We start from the raw sequence: 16549 nt of genomic DNA on the forward strand, positions 1-16549 counted from the left end.
GGGTCAGGACGAGCCGACTCGGCTGTCTTTGTGGTCAGGACGAGCCGACTCGGCTGTCTTTGTGGTCAGGACGAGCCGACTCGGCGCGGACTCCTTGTTCGAGATGACCCTTGCGCTCGAATATGAATCTGTATTAAAAAATGCTGTGACGGAACCCACATCAAGGTTCCGACTGGGAGAGGGAGATCGATGAGCGACCGAGTGACGCAGGCTCCGGCCTGGACGTTCCGCAGCCACTGGATGAGCCAGACCGCCGGGCATGCGGTGATGCGGCCCGATGCGACGGCCCTGCGGTTTCTCGGGGTGGACACCACCTGGAAGCAGCTCCACGAGCGCTCGCTGCGCTTCGCCGGCGCGCTGCGCGAGCGCGGCGTCCAGCAGGGCGACCGGGTGATCCTGCTGACCCTCAACCGGCCGGAGTTCGTCGAGGCGGTCTTCGGGATCAACAGCCTCGGTGCGATCGCGGTGCCGGTCAACGCCCGACTGGCTCCGCCGGAGATCGCCGGCCTGGTCGAGGACAGCGGCGCGACCGTGATCGTGACCGAGCAGCTCCTCGCGCCGCTCGCGGCGGCCACCGCCGGCCTCGCGCCCGCGCTGAAGACGAGGATCGTCATCGGTGAGGCCGAGGGGATGGAGACGTACGAGAGCCTGGTCGAGGCGAGCGAGCCGATCGAGCTCGGCGACATCTCCGAGGACTCGGTCGCGCTGATCATGTACACCTCGGGCACCACCGGGAAGCCCAAGGGCGCGATGTTGACGCATCACAACATGCAGATGCAGGCGCTGACCTGCATCCGGTGCAACGACCTCGGTGACGAGTCCGACATCGCGTTCATGACCGCGCCGTTCTTCCACATCGCCGGCCTGGGCTCGCTCGCTGCCAACTTCCTGCTCGGCATCCCCAGCGTGATCCATCCCCTCGGTGCCTTCGACGCGGGCGAGGTCGTCGACGCCTGGGAGCGTGAAGGCGCCACCGTCGTCTTCAACGTGCCCCAGCAGTGGCAGGCCATCTGCGCGCTGCCGGGCATCAAGGAGCGCGATCTCAAGCTGAGGATCATCTCCTGGGGTGCCGCCCCGGCCTCCGAGACCCTGCTGAAGGCGATGGCCGACACGTTCCCCTCCGCGCTGAACGTCGCGGTGTTCGGCCAGACCGAGACCTCGCCCATCACCTGCGTGCTGCGCGGCGAGGAGTCGTTGCGCAAGCTCGGCTCGGTCGGACGCCCGATCCCGACCATCCAGTACCGGATCGTCGACGGCGAGATGAACGACGTGCCCGTCGGGGAGGTCGGCGAGATCGTCTACCGCGGCCCTTCGGTCACCCAGGGCTACTGGAACAACATCGAGGCCACCGAGAAGGCGTACGTCGGTGGCTGGTTCCACTCCGGCGACCTGGTCCGCCAGGACGAGGAGGGCTTCGTCTGGGTCGTGGACCGGGCCAAGGACATGATCATCAGCGGCGGCGAGAACATCTACAGCGCCGAGGTCGAGAACGCCATCCACGCCCACCCGTCGGTGATCGAGGCGGCCGTCGTCGGCCGTCCAGACGAGAAGTGGGGCGAGGTGCCGGTGGCTCACGTGGCGCTCAAGCCGGGCGAGCGCCTCGACCTGGAGGGTCTCAACGAGTTCCTGACCACGCGGCTGGCCCGGTTCAAGCTCCCCAAGGACCTCGTCGTGCTCGAGGTGCTGCCGCGCAACGCCGGCGGCAAGGTGCGCAAGACCGAGCTGCGGACCCAGGACTGAGGGCGGACCGTGTTCCCCGGGGTCTGGGCCGCACGCACACCCGAGAAGCCCGCCATCGTGATGGCGGGCTCCGGACGGGTGCTCACCTATCAGGAGCTGGAGGACCGCAGCCTCCGGCTGGCGCGACACCTGCACGCCGCGGGGCTGCGGCGCGGCGACGTGGTCGCGCTGCTGACCGACAACCGGCCCGAGGCGTACGAGGTCTACTGGGCGGCGCTTCGCTCAGGGCTCTACGTCACCGCGGTCAACAGCCACCTCTCGGCCGACGAGGTCGCCTACATCGTGACCGACTGCGGCGCCAAGGCGCTGGTGGTCTCGGCAGACGTCCCCGCGGTCGCGAGCCTGAAGGTCGACGTGGCCCACCGCCTGGCCTACGGCGGTGAGGTCGCCGGCCATGCCTCCTACGAGGCGGCGCTGGCGGCCGCCGGTGCCGGGCCGCTCGAGGAGTCCCACGGCGACGATCTGCTCTACTCCTCGGGCACCACCGGGCGCCCGAAGGGGATCAGGTCACCGCTGCCGGAGATCACGGTCGGCGAGCCGGGTTACGTTTACCCGCTCGTCTTCGGGACCACGTACGCCTTCGACGACTCCTCGGTCTACCTCTCCCCGGCGCCGGTCTACCACGCGGCGCCGCTGCGGTTCGGCGGTGTGGTGCACGCCTATGGCGGCACGCTGGTGATGATGGAGCGCTTCGACGCCGAGCAGGCGCTGGCCACGATCGAGCGTTACGGCGTCACCCACACCCAGATGGTGCCGACGATGTTCGTGCGGATGCTCAAGCTGCCCGAGGACGTACGTCTCTCCTACGACGTCGCCTCGCTGCGGTGCGTGGTCCACGCGGCCGCGCCGTGCCCCGTCGAGGTCAAGCGCCGGATGATCGAGTGGTTCGGGCCGATCATCGAGGAGTACTACGCCTCGACCGAGGGCATGGGCGCGACCGCGATCGACTCGGCGACCTGGCTGGAGCACCCCGGCTCCGTCGGCCGCCCGATCATCGGCGTCCCGCACATCGTCGGCGAGGACGGAGGTGAGGTCGGACCCGGCGAGGTCGGTGCGATCTACTTCGAGCGCAACGACCGCAGCTTCGCCTACCTCGGTGACACCGCGAAGACCGCCGCCGCCAAGCACCCCGAGCACGCCTCGTGGACGTCGGTCGGCGATGTCGGTTACCTCGACGAGGACGGCTTCCTCTACCTGACCGACCGGGTGGCGTTCACCATCATCAGCGGTGGCGTGAACATCTACCCCCAGGAGATCGAGGACCTCTTCAGCCTCCATCCGGCCGTCGCCGACATCGCCGTCATCGGGGTCCCCGACGAGGAGATGGGGGAGCGGGTCGCCGCCTTCGTCCAGCCGGCCCCGGGGACGGAGCCCGGGCCCGAGCTCGCCGAGGAGCTGACCGCGTACGCGCGCGACCGGATCGCCCACTACAAGGTCCCGCGCGAGATCCACTTCCGTGACTCGCTGCCGCGGACTCCCACGGGGAAGATGGTCAAGCGCCGCCTGCTCGCATGACTCGGCGAGAGTTGAGTACGTGGACTCAGGCGGCGACGGCGCACCGGCGGCCAGAATTTCTGCCATGTCCACGTCCCTGCTGCGCCACCACCTGCTCGCTCCCGCCACCTCGTGCTTCCTGGGCGTCCTGAGCCTGGCGACGGTGCTCTGCTTCCACTTCCCCGAGCTGCTCACCAGCCGCGAGTTCCGTGCCATCTATACCGAGGACTTCGCGCGTACGCTGCTGCTCGTCGGCCTGGCGGCCGCCTTCTTCGCCGGCACGATCGCGGTGCTGCGCGACCAGCACAAGCGGATGGCGTTCGTCGGCGTCGGCACCGCGACCGTGGCCGTGCTCCTCGGCGGCACCGAGGTCCCCTTCGACGGCCCGGTGAAGGACACCCCGTTCTCGCTCGGCCTGGACTGGTTCGTGCTCGCGCTGTTCTTCTCGGCGCTGGTCTTCATCCCGCTCGAGCACGCCTTCGCCCGCCGCCCGGTGCCGGTCTTCCGGCCCGGCTGGCGCACCGACGCCTGCTACTTCTTCATGAGCCACGTGCTCGTCCAACTGATCCTGATCCTGGTCACCACCTCGACCTCGCTGGTGGTCGCGACGGTCAAGGTGCCGGGCGTGCAGGCCTGGATCCAGGACCTGCCGTTCGTGGCAGCCTTCCTGCTCGCGGTCTTCCTCGCCGACCTCGCCCAGGCGGTGCTGCACCGCTGTTACCACCGGATCATGGTGCTGTGGCGCTTCCACGCGGTGCACCACTCCAGCCCCGAGCTCGACTGGCTGGCCGGCTCCCGGGTGCACTTCGTCGAGACCGTCCTGACGCGCAGCATCGTGCTGCTGCCGCTGCTGTTCCTGGGCTTCTCGACCTCGGTCGTCAACGCGTACGCCGTGCTCGTCGGCATCCAGGCGGTCGTCGCGCACGCCAACCTGGGCATCCGGTTCGGCGTTCTCGAGTACCTGATCGTGCTGCCTCGCTACCACCACTGGCACCACGCCCGGCACCTCGACTACTGGGACCGCAACTACGCCATCCACCTGCCGGTGATCGACATGCTGATGGGCTCCTTCAAGCTGCCCCGCGACGGCAGCTGGCCCGAGGAGTACGGCGTCCTCAAGCGCGAGACCGTCCCCGTCGGCATCCTCGCCCAGCACGTCGCCCCGTTCCTCGGTCAGCGCACCTTCGACGAGTACGTCCGCTGACGTGGATCCAGCAGAGACCCTCATGAGCCGAGGACCTGCTCGGCAAGCTCGTCGCGGGAGTGGATGTCGAGCTTCATGTAGACCTTCCGCAGGTGATACTCGACGGTCTTCGGGCTGAGGAAGAGCGCGGCCGCGGTCTCACGGGTGGTGCGGCCCTCGGCGAGGAGCAGCGAGACCTGGAGCTCCTGCGGGGTCAGGGACGCCGCTCCCGACGCCTCCCGTCGCGCCACCTTCTCGCCTGTCGCCTCCAGCTCGGCCGCGGCGGTCCGGGCCCACGGTTCGGCCCCGAGGTCGTCGAAGGACTCGAGCCCCGTGCGCAGGTGTGCGCGGGCATCGACCCGGCGTCCTGCCCGCCGGAGCCGACCGCCGTACGCGAGGTGGGTCCGCGCGGCCTCGAAGAGGTCACGGGTCTCCGCATGATGTTCGATGGCCGCTTCGAAGTGCGCGTCGAAGGACCGATGGTCCGCCACGGTTCCCAACGCCCGGTGCGCCCGCGCGACCGACCAGGGTCGGCCCTTCGTGCGTGCCGCGGCCGCGTACCCACGCGCCTCGGCCTCCGCCTCGGCGGGGCGGCCGAGGCGGAGCAGGGCATCCACCAGCTCGGCGCCGGGGGAGAGGTCGGGGTCGGCGATGCCCCATTCCTGGAGCCGTCGCGAGAGGTCGAGGAACGTCTCTGTGGCGGCTCGGGGGTCGCCCGCCGCGAGCTCGAGGTCGCCGACGGCGTAGAGGCACCAGGCCTCGCCCATCCGGATGCCCCGTTGGGTGCACAGGCGGACTGCCTCGGTCGCATGCTCCCGACAGGCGTCGCCCCGACCTTGTCGGGACTCGAGCCACGCCAGTCCGGCGAGGGACATGGCGAGGTCCGTACCCTGGCTCGTCTCCCGGGCGAGCCGGATCGACTCCTCGTAGTTGGCTGCTGCCCGGGACCAGGCGGTGGACGTCGCCTGGTCCCGGGCGACGTGGAACAGCACGTTGGGCAGCAGGCCGACGCCCATGCGGGAGCGCACGTCGTCGACGATCCGGCGCAGCTCGGCACCGGTCTCGGCGTCGCGGAGGAACAACGGGGTCGTCAGCAGCCACGGCAGCGCCTCGGGGTGCTCGACCGGGTCGGCGTGCGCGGCCAGCAGCGGAACCGACGCCTGGATCTCCGCCAACCCGCCCTCGCCGCTGAGCACCTTCGCCATCCCTGTCGCGGCGAGCCCGATGGCGCGAGCGCGCGGCGACTCCGCGGCTGCGACCGCGCCTGTCAGCGACGTGGTGAGGTGCGTCGACACCGCCGCGTCGGCCAGGTAGAAGGCAGCGTGCAGCGCCTCGGCAAGGAGGAACACGGTGTCGTCGGGTGTGGGCGCGTCGGGCGCCGCGCGCTCGAGGATGCGGACGGCGTCGGCGACCGAACCGCTGCGGGCAGCGATCTGGGCGCGGATCCGCAGGGTGCGCGAGCGGGTGCGCTCCGGGACGGGCTGGGTCTCGATCTCGTCGAGGAGGGCGACTGCACGGTCGTGGAGCCCTCCGGTCCACGCCGCCTCTGCCGCCGCGCACAGCATGACGTGCCACCGGTCGGTGTCCGTGCTCAGCCGCGCCGACCGCTCGTAGGCGGTGCTCGCGACGGTGTACGCCGTACGGGCGCTCGCGCTGTCGGCGGCGGCCTCGAGCAGGCCGGCCACTTCTGGATCGGGACCCCAGGTCGCCTCCGCCAGGTGCCACGCCCGCCGCTCGGCGTCGTCGGGCAGCAGGTCGGCGACGGCGAGATGGACGACCCGGCGCAGAGACTCGTCGGCCTCGCTGTAGACGGCCGCGCGCACGAGCGGGTGGCGTACGTCGACGCGGCTGCCCGTCACGACGACGAGCCCGGCCCGCTCGGCGGGACCGAGGCCGGAGACGTCGAGGCCGAGCCGTCTGCAGACCTCGCCCGTGCGGTGGAGGTCGCCGTTGGCGACCACGGCAGCGAGCAGGGCGGTCCGGGTTTCCGGGTCGAGCTCGGCCAGCCGCCGGGAGAAGGCGGCGGTGAGAGTGGCGGGCAGTGCGGGCGGGAGTCCCGGGGCACGGTCATCGAGGAGCTCGATGTTTCGGGCGAGCTCGAGGAGGGCGAGCGGGTTGCCGCCGGTCGCGGTGAACAGCCTGGCCACCTGCTCGTCGGTGGGTGGAGCGACCTCGAGGGCACGCACGAGGTCGCCGGCCGCCGCCGCGTCGAGACCGGACAGCTCGAGCACGTCGAGGCCGCCGACGAGGTCGTCGCACGCTCCGGACCGTCCGGCGAGCAGGACGACGGCCGGGTCCGCGTCGATCCGGCGGGCGGCGAAGGCAAGCGCCTCCGCCGATGGCCGATCGAGCCACTGCAGATCGTCGACGACCACGGCGATCGGAGCCTGCTCGGCATACCGACACAGCAGCGCGAGGGTGGCGGCGCCGATGGCGAACCGGTCGCCGGCGGTCCCTGCCTTGAGCGCGAGTGCTCTGCTCAGTGCTGCCTCCTGCGGCTCGGGCAGCGCGTCGAGGAGGTGGAGCGCCGGACGCAGCAGCAGGTGGAGCCCGGCGAAAGCGAGGTCCTTCTCCGCCTCCGTGCCGGTCGCGCGCAGGACCTGAACACCCTCCAGGCGGTCGAGCGCGTCATCGATCAGCGCGGTCTTGCCGACCCCGGGCTCGCCGGTGACGGCGAGGGCGCCACCGCGCCCGATCCTGGCACCGGCGACGAGCCGGTCCAGCATCCGTTGCTCCGTCTCCCGTCCGATGAGCACGTGGTGAGCCTAGGAGCCGGCGCCGGTGCCGGTCCGCGGCTCTAACGAGTCCACCCAGTGTTGGGGACCCGGGCCAGGACTAGGTGGGGCACCTGACGCGAGGACGTCGCGAGCATTCCTAGCGTTCCCACATGACCACTACTGATGACGCCATGACCCCGGGCACGAACGAGGTCGAGATCGACATGGACAAGCTGATGGCCTTCGTCTTCCGCGCGGTGGACGAGGTCGGCGCGACGCTCAACGCCGCTCTGGTGGTGATGGGCGACAAGCTCGGCTACTACCGCGACCTCGCGGCCAACGGGCCGAGCACCCCGACCGAGCTCGCCGGGCGGACCGCCACCGGCGAGGCGTACGCCCGGGAGTGGCTGAACGCCCAGGCTGCCGGTTCCTACGTGACCTACGACCCGGCCACCGGCCGGTACGCGCTGCCGCCGGAGCATGCGGTGGCGCTGACCGTCGAGGACAGCCCGGCCTTCCTGCCCGGGATGTTCCAGATCGCGCTCGGCACCGTTCACGACACCTCGCACATCCTCGAGGCCGCGCGCAACGGCGGCGGCTACGGATGGCACGAGCACGACGCCGACGTCCACGTCGGCTGCGAGCGGTTCTTCCGTCCGAGCTACAACGCCCACCTGATCGCCGAGTGGCTTCCCGCGCTCGACGGCGTCGTGGAGAAGCTCGAGCGCGGAGCGACGGTCGCCGACGTGGGCTGCGGCCACGGCGCCTCGACGATCCTGATGGCGCAGGCCTTCCCCAGCTCCCGCTTCGTCGGGTGGGACTACCACGAGGCGTCGATCGCGACCGCCCGTGAGCGCGCCGCGGCCGCGGGGGTGGCGGACCGGGTGAGGTTCGAGGTGGCCCCGGCCTCCGTGTTCGGTGGCAGCGACTACGACCTGGTCACCATGTTCGACTGCCTCCACGACATGGGTGATCCGGTCGGCGCGGCGCGGCACGTGCGGGAGACCCTCGCCGAGGACGGCACCTGGATGGTGGTCGAGCCCATCGCGGGCGACCGTGTCGAGGACAACTTCGGCCCCGTCGGCCGCGCCTACTACGGGTTCTCCACGCTGCTCTGCACGCCGAGCTCCCTCGCCCAGGACGTCGGACTGGCGCTGGGCACCCAGGCCGGCCCGGCCCGGATCCGCGACGTGACGATCGCGGCCGGCTTCAACCGGTTCGAGAGCGTCTCCGAGACCCCGTTCAACCGGGTCTACGAGGTCCGGCCGTGACCGAGACGGTTGCCTCGCTCCGTCCCCCGGCCGAAGTCCGGCGCGACCAGGCCCGGCCGGGGGACACTGGGGCCATGAGGGCACGCGAGCCCGACGCCGACGGTTATGTGGAGACCGACGGCATCAAGGTCCACTACGAGGTCTACGGCGCAGCGAGGGAAGGTGCGGGCGACCGCACCATCTTGCTGATGCCGACCTGGACGATCATCCATGCCCGATTCTGGAAGGTGCAGATCGGCTACCTGGCGCGGCACTTCCGGGTCGTGACCTTCGACGGCCGCGGCAATGGCAGGTCCGACCGGCCGGAGGGCGCCGCGGCGTACACCAACGAGGCGTACGCCTCGGACGCCCTCGCTGTCCTCGACGCCACCGGCACCGACCGCGCCGTCGTCGTGGGGCTCTCGTGCGGGGTCACGTGGGGCCTGCACCTCGCCGCGGACCACCCGGACCGGGTGGCCGGCCTGATCGCGATCGCTGCGGCCTGCGGGTTCCCGATCGTCCAGGAGCGGGACGCGTTCGTCTGGGACGCTCGTCTCGACACGACCGACGGATGGGCGAAGTACAACCGGAACCACTGGCTCGAGGGCGGCTACGACGACTTCCTGGAGTTCTTCTTCGCCAAGATGTTTCCCGAGCCGCACTCGACCAAGCAGATCGAGGACTGCATCGCCTGGGCGCACGAGACGACGCCCCAGGTCATCGCCGACTCGACCGCGGCACGGCTCGGGTGCGACGGGGTGACGTGCGCCTCCGTCGAGGAGATCTGCGGCCGCGTGCGGTGCCCGGTCCTCGCGATCCACGGGACCGACGACCAGATCCGACCGGTGGCGATCAGTGAGCGCCTCGTCGAGCTCACCGGAGGGTCGCTGATGCTGCTCGAGGGCAGCGGTCACGGCCCCGTGGGCCGCGACCCCGTCAAGATCAATCACGTGATCAAGGACTTCGCCGACGCGGTCCACCCCCGGCCGCCGGTGAGCCACACCTGGGTGCGCGCCTCGCACCGGCCGAAGAAGGTCCTCTACCTCTCCTCGCCGATCGGCCTGGGTCACGCTCGCCGCGACGTCGCGATCGCGCAGGCCCTCCGCGGGCATCACGGGGACATCCAGGTCGACTGGCTCGCCCAGCACCCGGTGACCCGGGTGCTCGAGGCCGCCGGCGAGCGGGTCCACCCTGCCAGCGGCTGGCTCGCCAACGAGTCGCGCCACATCGAGGAGGAGTCCGGTGAGCACGACCTGCACGTCTTCGAGGCGATCCGGCGCATGGACGAGATCCTCGTCAACAACTTCATGGTCTTCGACGACGTCGTCCGCGAGGAGCACTACGACCTCGTCATCGGCGACGAGGCGTGGGACGTCGACCACTTTCTCCATGAGAACCCCGAGCTCAAGCGCTTCGGGTACGTGTGGCTGACCGACTTCGTCGGCTTCCTCCCCATGCCGGATGACGACGACCGGACCCGCATCGTCACCGCCGACTACAACGCCGAGATGGTCGAGCACGTCGAGCGCCATCCGCGCCTGCGTGACCGAGCGATCTTCGTCGGCAACCCGAGGGACGTCGTGCCCGGGCGTTTCGGCGACGACCTGCCCGAGATCTCGTCGTGGACCGCCCAGCACTACGACTTCAGCGGCTACGTCACCGGCATCGACCCCGGCTCCATCGCCGACAGGGCACGGCTTCGCGCCGAGGTCGGCTGGCGCCCCGACGAGCGCGTGTGTGTCGCCACCGTCGGCGGATCGGGCGTCGGCAGCGATCTGCTCCGCCGGGTGGAGGACACCTACGACGCCGCTCGCGCCGCCGTGCCGGACCTGCGGATGATCGTCGTGACCGGCCCTCGCCTGGACACCGGCGTCGTACGGCCGCGTCCCGGCCTCGAGGTGCTCGGCTTCGTCCCTGACCTCTACCGGCTCCTCGCCGCCTGCGACCTGGCCTTGGTGCAGGGTGGTCTGACCACCACGATGGAGCTGGCCGCCGCCGGCACGCCGTTCATCTACGTGCCGCTGCGCCACCACTTCGAGCAGAACATCCACGTCCGACACCGGCTCGAGCAGTACGGCGCCGGCCGCTGTCTCGAGTACGACAGCCTCACCCCCGACACGCTCGCGCGAGCGATCGCCGACGAGATCGGCCGCGGGACCCTCAGCCGGCCGGTGGAGGCCGACGGCGCCGATCGCGCCGCCGCGCTGATCGCCGACCTGCTCTGACCGGGGCTCGCGAGCGCCCTAAGGTTGAGCCAGCAATCGCTCCTCGATCTCGCTCCACGGAGGCTCCGCTGAACACCACTCAGGCACCAAGCAGCTCGTCCAGGCACTTCCCGGCCGCGGTCCTGATGGACATGGACGGCACCCTGGTCGACACCGAGCCCTACTGGATCGCGACGGAGTACGCCATCGCGGAGCGCTTCGGGGCGACCTGGTCCGAGGAGCAGGCGATGGAGCTGGTCGGCAACGCGCTGATCGAGTCGGCGCGGCTGGTCAAGGAGGGCATGGGTCTTCCGCACGAACCCGAGGAGATCGTCGAGATGCTCCTCGACGGCGTGGTGGAGCGGGTCGAGAAGGAGGTCCCGTGGCGGCCTGGGGCGCGGGAGCTGCTCACCGACCTGCTCGAGCAGGGCGTGCCGTGTGCGCTGGTGACGATGTCGTACGCCCGTTTCGTCGGCCCCATCCTCAAGCACCTGCCGGAGGGCACCTTCAAGGTGATCGTCACCGGTGACATGGTCCGCAACGGCAAGCCCCACCCCGAGCCCTATCTCACCGCGGCCGCGGCCCTCGGCGTCGCGGCCGAGGACACCGTCGCCGTCGAGGACTCCAACACCGGCGCCCGCTCCGCCGAGGCCGCCGGCTGCACCGTCCTGGTCATCGAGAACCACGTCCCGGTCGCCCCCGGCGAGCGCCGGGTCTTCCGCGACACGCTCGAGGGGATGACGTCCGCCGACCTGGCTGCCCTCTGACCGCTCCGGGTCATCTAGGGTGCCTTCCGTGGGCCACATCCAGATCACTCCGTCCATCCTCAACGCCGACTTCGCCGCCCTCGGGGCCGAGGTCGCCCGGATCCCCAGTGCCGACTGGATCCACGTCGACGTGATGGACAACCACTTCGTGCCCAACCTGACCTTCGGGCCGACGATGGTGGAGGCGATCGCGCGGTCGACGGACACGCCGCTCGACGCCCACCTGATGATCGAGAACGCCGACCGCGAGGCGCCGGCCTACGTCGAGGCCGGCTGCGGCTCGGTGACCTTCCACGTCGAGGCCACCAAGGCCCCGGTCCGGTTGGCTCGCGAGATCCGCGCCAAGGGAGCCCGCGCCTCGATGGCGCTCAAGCCGGCGACCCCGATCGAGCCGTACGAGGACATTCTGGCCGAGCTCGACATGGTGCTGCTGATGACCGTCGAGCCCGGTTTCGGCGGGCAGAAGTTCCTCGATCTGGTGCTGCCCAAGATCCGCCGGGCGCGGTCGATGATGGACAAGCACGGTGTCGAGACCTGGCTGCAGGTCGACGGTGGCGTCTCGCTGGAGACCATCGAGCGCTGCGCCGAGGCCGGGGCCGACGTCTTCGTCGCCGGCTCCGCCGTCTACTCGGCCGACGACCCGGACGCGATGGTCAACGCGCTGCGGGACAAGGCCGTCTCAGCCTTCGACGCCTGATCCGGTCTCGTGCCACTCGTGTGGCACACTTGTCGTAGACGAGCTTGTGCTCGCGTGCTCTGGGGTCGGTGAAATTCCGAGCCGGCGGTGACTGGACCACTGTGTAGATCTTTGGCCTAGAAGTCCGCGACCCGATGACAGCCAGTCATCGGTTGAGCAGGTGAAAATCCTGCACCGACGGTTAAAGTCCGGATGGGAAGACGCACGCAGCCCGATTCGTCGTGACCACCCTGATTCGACAGGGTGCGGCGCGATGTTTCGAGCCTGACCCCGGAGTCCGCGAGACGGACCAGAGGGGATCAGATGAAGTGCTTGGACCAGCGTGACCCGGAGCCGGGGGCGATGCGTCGCGCCCTGGACCTGGCCGCTGCGATCGGCGCCCCGGGGCCTGCCACCTATCCGAACCCTCGGGTGGGCTGCGTACTCCTGGGGCCGGACGGGTCGATGATCGCCGAGGGGTTCCATCGCGGGCCGGGGACCGCGCACGCCGAGGTCGACGCGCTCTCGAAGGCCGGGGAGGCGGCCCGCGGAGCGACGGCGGTGGTCACGCTCGAGCCGTGCAACCACACCGGCCGCACCGGACCCTGCTCGCAGGCGCTGATCGACGCCGGCGTCGCCCGCGTCGTCTTCGCCCAGGCCGACCCCAACCCGGTCGCTGCCGGGGGAGCGGAGCGGCTGAAGGAAGCGGGGATCGAGGTCGAGCAGGGCCTGTACGCCGCGGAGTCCCGAGAGGTCAACCGGGTCTGGACGCGCGCGGCCGAGCTGCAGCGCCCCTACGTCACCTGGAAGTTCGCCACCACGATCGACGGTCGCAGCGCCGCCGCCGACGGCACCTCGCGCTGGGTCTCCTCGCGCGCCGCGCGACTCGACACCCACAAGCTGCGGGCGCTGAGCGACACGATGCTGGTCGGGACCAACACGGTCGAGGTCGACGACCCCGCGCTGACGGTTCGGGACCTGGAGGACCGGGTGGTCGGCGTACAGCCGCTGCGGGTCGTCATGGGGGAGCGCGACCTCCCCGCGGACCGCCGGATCTTCGACGCCCAGGCGCCCTCGCTGCACCTGCGCACCCGCGACCCGCGCTCGGCGTTGGCTGCGCTGTGGGAGCGCGAGCGCCGCCATGTCTTTCTCGAGGGCGGGCCGACGCTGGCCGCTGCCTTCCTGGACGCGGGACTCGTGGACGAGATCGTCGTCTACGTCGCCCCGTTCCTGCTCGGCGCGGGCCGCTCGGCCGTCGCCGACCTCGGGATCACCACCATCTCCGACGCCTTCCGGCCGCGGGTGCGCTCTGTCGACGTACTCGCACCAGCCGCCGCCGGCGAGGAGCCGAACGTCCGTTTCGTCTTGGAACCACAGAAAGGGGAGCAGTGATGTTCACCGGGATTGTTGAGGAGCTCGGCACCGTCGCCGGGATCGAGGACCAGGGCGACGCCGTACGCCTGACCATCACCGCCGACACGGTGCTCTCGGACGCCGAGCTGGGAGCCTCCATCGCGGTCAACGGCTGCTGCCTGACCGTGGCCACGCTGGGAGAGAACGAGTGGACCGCCGACGTGATGCTGGAGACGCTCAAGCGGACCAGCCTGCACGCGCTCTCGGCCGGCGACCAGGTCAACCTGGAGCGCGCGGTCACGCCGACCACCCGGCTCGGTGGGCACATCGTCCAGGGGCACGTCGACGGGGTCGGCCGCATCGTCTCCCGCGAGCCCAGCGAGCACTGGGAGGTCGTCACGATCTCGCTGCCCGAGGAGCTCGTGCGCTACGTCGTCGAGAAGGGCTCGATCGCGGTCGACGGGATCAGCCTCACCGTGGTCTCGGTGACCGAGGACGCGTTCACGGTCAGCCTCATCCCCGAGACCCTGGCGCGTACCTCGCTGGGGTTCCGGGCCGTCGGTGACGAGGTCAACCTCGAGACCGACATCATCGCCAAGCACGTCGAGAAGCTTCTGGGAGGGGTTCGGCCGTGAATATCGAGACTGGATTGAATTCATCAGGCACCGAGCAGTACGTGGGGATCCGGCTGGATCCGGTCGAGAACGCGATCGCCGACCTGGCGGCCGGGAAACCGGTCGTGGTCGTCGACGACGAGGACCGGGAGAACGAGGGAGACCTGATCTTCTCCGCCGAGCTGGCGACCCCGGAGGTGATGGCTTTCGCGATCCGCTGGTCCTCCGGCGTGATCTGCGTGGCGCTGCCGGGGGAGCGGCTCGACGCCCTCGACCTGCCGCCGATGACCCGGGTCAACGAGGACCGCAAGCAGACGGCGTACGCGGTCTCGGTGGACGCCCGCGAGGGCGTCTCGACCGGCATCTCGGCCGCCGACCGGGCGCTCACGACCCGGCTGCTCGCCGGCCCTCACTCCGGGGCCGGGGACCTGACCCGGCCGGGGCACGTCTTCCCGCTGCGGGCACGCGAGGGCGGAGTGCTGGTGCGGGTCGGCCACACCGAGGCCGCGGTCGACCTGACCCGGCTGGCCGGTCTGGAGCCTGCCGGTGCGCTGGTCGAGCTGGTCAACGACGACGGCACCATGCAGCGCGCCCCGCAGCTGCGGGAGTTCGCCGACGAGCACGGTCTGGCGATGATCTCGATCGCCGACCTGGTCACCTACCGGCGGCGTACGGAGGTGCTGGTCGAGCGCAAGGCGGCGACCCGGCTGCCCACCGAGTTCGGTGACTTCACCGCGTACGGCTATCGCACCATCGACGACCAGGTCGAGCACGTCGCGCTGGTCTACGGCGACATCGCCGGATGCGACCCGGTGCTCGCGCGAGTGCACTCGGAGTGCCTGACCGGGGACGTCTTCGGGTCGCGGCGCTGCGACTGCGGGCCACAGCTGCGCGAGGCTCTCTCGCGGATCGCGGAGGCGGGCTGCGGTGTGGTGGTCTACCTGCGTGGGCACGAGGGCCGCGGGATCGGGCTGCTCGCCAAGCTGCAGGCCTACCAGCTCCAGGATGGCGGTCGCGACACCGTCGACGCCAACCTCGACCTCGGTCTGCCGGCCGACGCGCGCCACTACGGCGCCGCCTCGCAGATCCTGCGTGACCTCAAGGTCGACTCGGTGCGCCTGCTGACCAACAACCCCGAGAAGGTGAGCCACCTCGAGGCCTACGGTGTCGAGGTCGCCGAGCGGGTGCCGCTGACCCCGCGACCCAACGAGCACAACCTCGCCTACCTGCTGACCAAGCGTGACCGCATGGGTCACGAGCTGCCCGATCTGTCCGGGCGCGATCTGACTGAGGAGAACCGATGAGTGGCAAGGGAGCCCCGACCCCCGAGGTCGTCGACGCGAGCGATCTGCGGGTCGCCGTCGTGGCCGCGCGCTGGCACGACGAGGTGATGGCCGGCCTGCTGAACGGCGCCGAGCGGGCGCTGAAGGACGCCGCCGTCGGCGGCCTGACGGTCGTCCGGGTCCCGGGCGCCTTCGAGCTCCCGGTCGCCGCGGCCGCGCTCGCCAAGTCGGGCTATGACGCCATCGTCGCGCTGGGCGTCGTCATCCGCGGCGGCACCCCCCACTTCGACTACGTCTGCTCGGCCGCCACCGACGGGCTGAACCGGGTCGCGATCGACCACGTGGTTCCGGTCGGTTTCGGCCTGCTGACCTGCGACAACGAGGAGCAGGCGCTCGACCGGGCCGGGCTCGAGGGGTCCAGCGAGGACAAGGGCTACGAGGCCGCCGCGGCGGCCATGGAGACCGCGCTCACCCTGCGCGACTGCGTACGCCACTACTGAGGTGCTGTGGAGGTTGTGAAGCTGAGAGTGGCCTATAGGTCACTTTCAGCTTCACAACCTGCTGAGTGTCGCCACCAGATCGCCCTGACGTCGGCGGGCGCCCGGGTCCTGCCGGGTCGATGCCTGCTCGACGACGAACCCGTGCGGGGTGAGCAGATCGGTGAGTGCCTCCGCCGACCAGTAGTAGGCGGTGTGGACCGCGTGGTCGAACGCCTCGCCGGGCTCGCCGTCGAAGAAGCCGACCAGCGCCGATCCGCCGGGGGTGAGCACACGGGCGAACTCGGCCAGGATGGCGGGGAGCTCGGCGGGTGGGGTGTGGATGATCGAGTACCACGCCAGGATCCCGCCGACCGAGCTGTCGCTCAGGGGGATCGCCGCGAGGTCGGCTCGCTGGAAGCTGACGTCTGGGTACCGCGCCCGTGCGGCGGCGACGAACTCGGCCGAGGCATCCAGTCCGACCACGTCACGTACGCCGCCTGTGGTGAGTTCCTTGCTCCAGAGGCCCGGGCCGCAGCCGGCATCTAATAGGCGGCCGGTCGTGGTGTCTCGCCAGGTGGTGATCGTGTTGTGGTCGCGCTCGGCGAGCTGGTCGATCTTTCCGAACAGGTCGATGTACTCGGCTGCGCGGCGGTCGTAGGCTGCGCCGATCTCGGTCATGGTCATCGGTGACAGAGGGTAACGGGATTCGGCTGGGGGTGCCGTGTGGTCTGTGCGGACTTCCAGCGTGGGTGGGGCCAATACGTGGCTTGGGTTGGGAGATTTACAAGC

Annotated in this window: 13 protein-coding genes and 1 riboswitch; of the genes, 11 read left to right on the forward strand and 2 right to left on the reverse strand. The window is 70.5% G+C overall.

From position 1 onward, the window contains the following. Window positions 1–189 precede the first annotated feature (189 nt). The 3 genes from ACFV9G_RS23015 to ACFV9G_RS23025 all read left to right on the forward strand — a co-directional run bounded on the left by ACFV9G_RS23015 (window position 190) and on the right by ACFV9G_RS23025 (window position 4438). A complete protein-coding gene (locus ACFV9G_RS23015; RefSeq protein ID WP_378730272.1) occupies window positions 190–1740 on the forward strand; it encodes a long-chain-fatty-acid--CoA ligase in 1551 nt (516 codons plus the stop codon). A 9-nt stretch (window positions 1741–1749) separates the two neighbouring features. Continuing rightward, a complete protein-coding gene (locus ACFV9G_RS23020) occupies window positions 1750–3255 on the forward strand; it encodes an acyl-CoA synthetase (protein WP_378730274.1) in 1506 nt (501 codons plus the stop codon). Between the two features lie 64 nt (window positions 3256–3319). Next, on the forward strand, window positions 3320–4438 hold the full coding sequence (locus ACFV9G_RS23025; RefSeq protein ID WP_378730276.1) for a sterol desaturase family protein: 1119 nt from the start codon (window positions 3320–3322) through the stop codon (window positions 4436–4438). A 20-nt stretch (window positions 4439–4458) separates the two neighbouring features. Here the strand turns inward: ACFV9G_RS23025 and ACFV9G_RS23030 are convergent, their stop codons facing one another. Further along, a complete protein-coding gene (locus ACFV9G_RS23030) occupies window positions 4459–7173 on the reverse strand; it encodes an ATP-binding protein (RefSeq protein WP_378730278.1) in 2715 nt (904 codons plus the stop codon). 131 nt (window positions 7174–7304) lie between these two features. Between ACFV9G_RS23030 and ACFV9G_RS23035 the strand changes: the two genes are divergently transcribed. The 8 genes from ACFV9G_RS23035 (at window position 7305) to ribH (ending at window position 15781) form a co-directional block, all read left to right on the forward strand. Next, the gene (locus tag ACFV9G_RS23035; protein ID WP_378730280.1) at window positions 7305–8405 is read left to right on the forward strand and encodes a class I SAM-dependent methyltransferase; all 1101 of its coding nucleotides are present in this window, start codon (window positions 7305–7307) and stop codon (window positions 8403–8405) included. A 74-nt stretch (window positions 8406–8479) separates the two neighbouring features. Further along, complete coding sequence (locus ACFV9G_RS23040; RefSeq protein WP_378730282.1) at window positions 8480–10609, forward strand: alpha/beta fold hydrolase; 2130 nt, start codon at window positions 8480–8482, stop codon at window positions 10607–10609. A 125-nt stretch (window positions 10610–10734) separates the two neighbouring features. Continuing rightward, complete coding sequence (locus ACFV9G_RS23045) at window positions 10735–11355, forward strand: HAD family hydrolase (RefSeq protein WP_378730284.1); 621 nt, start codon at window positions 10735–10737, stop codon at window positions 11353–11355. A 28-nt stretch (window positions 11356–11383) separates the two neighbouring features. Beyond that, a complete protein-coding gene (gene rpe / locus ACFV9G_RS23050; RefSeq protein WP_378730286.1) occupies window positions 11384–12052 on the forward strand; it encodes a ribulose-phosphate 3-epimerase in 669 nt (222 codons plus the stop codon). 50 nt (window positions 12053–12102) lie between these two features. Beyond that, window positions 12103–12262, forward strand: a riboswitch (FMN riboswitch). 93 nt (window positions 12263–12355) lie between these two features. Next, the gene (ribD, locus tag ACFV9G_RS23055; RefSeq protein WP_378730288.1) at window positions 12356–13423 is read left to right on the forward strand and encodes a bifunctional diaminohydroxyphosphoribosylaminopyrimidine deaminase/5-amino-6-(5-phosphoribosylamino)uracil reductase RibD; all 1068 of its coding nucleotides are present in this window, start codon (window positions 12356–12358) and stop codon (window positions 13421–13423) included. Beyond that, window positions 13423–14019, forward strand: coding sequence for a riboflavin synthase (locus ACFV9G_RS23060; protein WP_378730290.1), 597 nt, complete (start codon window positions 13423–13425; stop codon window positions 14017–14019). Before ribD ends, ACFV9G_RS23060 begins: the two co-directional genes overlap by 1 nt. Next, window positions 14016–15302 (forward strand): bifunctional 3,4-dihydroxy-2-butanone-4-phosphate synthase/GTP cyclohydrolase II, encoded by a 1287-nt coding sequence (locus ACFV9G_RS23065; protein ID WP_378730292.1) that lies wholly within the window; start codon window positions 14016–14018, stop codon window positions 15300–15302. Before ACFV9G_RS23060 ends, ACFV9G_RS23065 begins: the two co-directional genes overlap by 4 nt. Further along, the gene (gene ribH / locus ACFV9G_RS23070; protein WP_378730294.1) at window positions 15299–15781 is read left to right on the forward strand and encodes a 6,7-dimethyl-8-ribityllumazine synthase; all 483 of its coding nucleotides are present in this window, start codon (window positions 15299–15301) and stop codon (window positions 15779–15781) included. The genes ACFV9G_RS23065 and ribH overlap by 4 nt, the downstream gene beginning before the upstream one ends. A 51-nt stretch (window positions 15782–15832) precedes the next feature. Here ribH and ACFV9G_RS23075 read toward each other — a convergent pair whose 3' ends face one another. After that, complete coding sequence (locus ACFV9G_RS23075) at window positions 15833–16444, reverse strand: class I SAM-dependent methyltransferase (protein ID WP_378730296.1); 612 nt, start codon at window positions 16442–16444, stop codon at window positions 15833–15835. Window positions 16445–16549: the final 105 nt, after the last annotated feature.

Source organism: Nocardioides sp. NPDC059952 (assembly GCF_042730435.1).
In the GTDB taxonomy this organism is placed as follows: Bacteria; Actinomycetota; Actinomycetes; order Propionibacteriales; family Nocardioidaceae; genus Nocardioides.

Bases quoted from the DNA above. Each gene is read 5' to 3' on its own strand.
- ACFV9G_RS23015 (WP_378730272.1), top strand. From the start codon at position 190: ATGAGCGACCGAGTGACGCAGGCTCCGGCCTGGACGTTCCGCAGCCAC.
- ACFV9G_RS23025 (WP_378730276.1), top strand. From the start codon at position 3,320: ATGTCCACGTCCCTGCTGCGCCACCACCTGCTCGCTCCCGCCACCTCG.
- ACFV9G_RS23035 (WP_378730280.1), top strand. From the start codon at position 7,305: ATGACCACTACTGATGACGCCATGACCCCGGGCACGAACGAGGTCGAG.
- ACFV9G_RS23040 (WP_378730282.1), top strand. From the start codon at position 8,480: ATGAGGGCACGCGAGCCCGACGCCGACGGTTATGTGGAGACCGACGGC.
- ACFV9G_RS23045 (WP_378730284.1), top strand. From the start codon at position 10,735: ATGGACATGGACGGCACCCTGGTCGACACCGAGCCCTACTGGATCGCG.
- ribD (WP_378730288.1), top strand. From the start codon at position 12,356: ATGAAGTGCTTGGACCAGCGTGACCCGGAGCCGGGGGCGATGCGTCGC.
- ACFV9G_RS23060 (WP_378730290.1), top strand. From the start codon at position 13,423: ATGTTCACCGGGATTGTTGAGGAGCTCGGCACCGTCGCCGGGATCGAG.
- ribH (WP_378730294.1), top strand. From the start codon at position 15,299: ATGAGTGGCAAGGGAGCCCCGACCCCCGAGGTCGTCGACGCGAGCGAT.
- ACFV9G_RS23075 (WP_378730296.1), bottom strand. From the start codon at position 16,444: ATGACCATGACCGAGATCGGCGCAGCCTACGACCGCCGCGCAGCCGAG.